At 62.5% G+C, this 1,691-nt stretch carries 2 protein-coding genes and 2 pseudogenes; 2 read left to right on the top strand and 2 right to left on the bottom strand.

The genetic code is table 11. From position 1 onward, the window contains the following. Positions 1–455: 455 nt before the first annotated feature. Both ASJ79_RS34820 and ASJ79_RS34815 read left to right on the top strand, forming a co-directional pair. Positions 456–683: pseudogene (locus ASJ79_RS34820) on the top strand (DDE-type integrase/transposase/recombinase); the annotation flags it as partial. Further along, positions 663–905 (top strand): integrase core domain-containing protein, encoded by a 243-nt coding sequence (locus ASJ79_RS34815; RefSeq protein WP_255374761.1) that lies wholly within the window; start codon positions 663–665, stop codon positions 903–905. The pseudogene ASJ79_RS34820 and the gene ASJ79_RS34815, both read left to right, overlap by 21 nt. 178 nt (positions 906–1,083) lie before the next feature. Here the strand turns inward: ASJ79_RS34815 and ASJ79_RS23595 are convergent, their stop codons facing one another. Further along, positions 1,084–1,422 (bottom strand): DUF3024 domain-containing protein, encoded by a 339-nt coding sequence (locus ASJ79_RS23595; RefSeq protein ID WP_067960642.1) that lies wholly within the window; start codon positions 1,420–1,422, stop codon positions 1,084–1,086. 5 nt (positions 1,423–1,427) lie between these two features. Further along, positions 1,428–1,691: pseudogene (locus ASJ79_RS23590) on the bottom strand (hypothetical protein); the annotation flags it as partial.

The following is a 1,691-nucleotide window of genomic DNA, read 5'->3' as shown; positions in this document are numbered from 1 at the left end:
CTCCGCGATCCGGTCCTCATACATCCGAACTGCCCGCTCACGGGTCTCTTGGTCGAACTTTTTCGGCGCAGCCACAACCACATCCTCCTGGTGCGATCACGGTCTCCACCAGATCCAGGACGGTTCAGGAATACTTGCGCGGCATCATCAACCAGCAACTCCCCCGCCACCAGTCGCCCAGCTCATCCCAATGCAACTCCTCAGCGCCGAACTCGGCCACGTCGCCTTAGCCTGCGCACACGAAGAATCGAACTACAACCCGCTCGGCGCCGTCTACGGCGGACTGGTCTGCACCCTGCTCTGCTCCCGCCGGATGTGCCCTCTACAGCACTCTCCCCGCGGGCAGGATTTTGCACGTGCGCCGAAATCAAAGTCAACACCTCAAAACCATCCGGTCGACCGCCGTCGGGGTCTCGTGACGGCACCGAGGCCGCGAACATCGCACCTACGAAGGCAAGGCGTACTGCGCGGTAGTCCTCGATACGTTCTCCCGGCACGTCGTGGGGTGGTCGATCGACTCCAGCCAGACCGCTGCACAGGTCACCAACGCGCTGTCGATGGCAATCGCCAATCGCGATCTGCAGCCCCGCATCGTTGTTCACAGCGATCACGGCGTGCAATTCACCTTCTGGGCCTTCACCGACCGCGCCGAGCGTTCCGCGCTGGTCCCGTCGATCGGCTCGGTCGGAGACTGCTACGACAACGCGATGATCGAAGCTCTCTGGGGCAGAATGCAAACCGAACATCTGAACCGAAAGCGGTGGCGGACGCACATTGAGTTGGCCAACGCGATATTCGACGACCTCGAGATCTTCCGCAGCCGCCAACGGCGGCACTCCGCCCTCGGCATGCGCACTCCGATAGAGTTCGAACTGCTACATCAATCCGCCCAACTCGTGGCTTAAAACCCAGTATGGCGACACCGCCGAACCCGTGGCACATCTAGTCTCCGGACTCCCCGGTGCGGTTCAAAGTGTGGTCGCGTGCGAGCCGACCGGCTACTTGCCATCCTCCTTTGGCAATGTCAACTTGAACTGGCCCCGGTGTGACGGCTGGATTTGGCCCCGGCCGCGGTTGGGGTGGTTAGCCCCAGAAGATGCCGGTGGGGTCTTTGTCGATTTCGGTGAGCAGGTCGGCGATGTGGGCCGAGGGGTCGAGCAGGTCGTAGCGGTGGAATCGCTGGTGGCGGTCACGCCAGTAGAGGGTCCAGGTTTTGTTGGTGGCGGTGTAGCGCAGTCGGGCGATCGGGAAGCTGATCCAGTCCGGGCCGAGGTCTTCACACCAGGGCGGGCGATGCTCGGTGATGGTCAGATGCCTGGACGCTACCTCGCATTCGAGGCGTACTTCGTGGCGTGCGTGGTTGGGAACCTTTGCCGCGCACCAGCGTTGCACGCGTGCGACGTCAAGTTCGGGCAGTGCCATTCTGATTACCAGCGGGGTTGACCGGCGGCGGTGTTGAGGTGGCCGTAGGCGGTGTCGAGTTGTCGTTGGCGGCGCCGGTTGGGTTCATGGTTGGCTTCGGCGGCCAGGGAATCGATCAGTTCGTCGAGTTCGGTGTCGGTGACCGTGAGGTGCAGTTTGTTGCCGTCGGCGTGGATGGCGAAAACTGCTCTGTGGCAGTCATGGTCGAGGAACGGCAGGGTCCGCAGGATTGCCGCGGTGTCGGCATCGACAACGACATTCTGAACTGG

Source organism: Mycobacterium sp. NAZ190054, assembly GCF_001545925.1.
Lineage (GTDB): Bacteria > Actinomycetota > Actinomycetes > Mycobacteriales > Mycobacteriaceae > Mycobacterium.
Note: the sequence above shows the minus strand (reverse complement) of the source record. Positions and strands in the feature narration are given on the sequence as shown.

Bases quoted from the DNA above. Each gene is read 5' to 3' on its own strand.
- ASJ79_RS23595 (WP_067960642.1), bottom strand. From the start codon at position 1,422: ATGGCACTGCCCGAACTTGACGTCGCACGCGTGCAACGCTGGTGCGCG.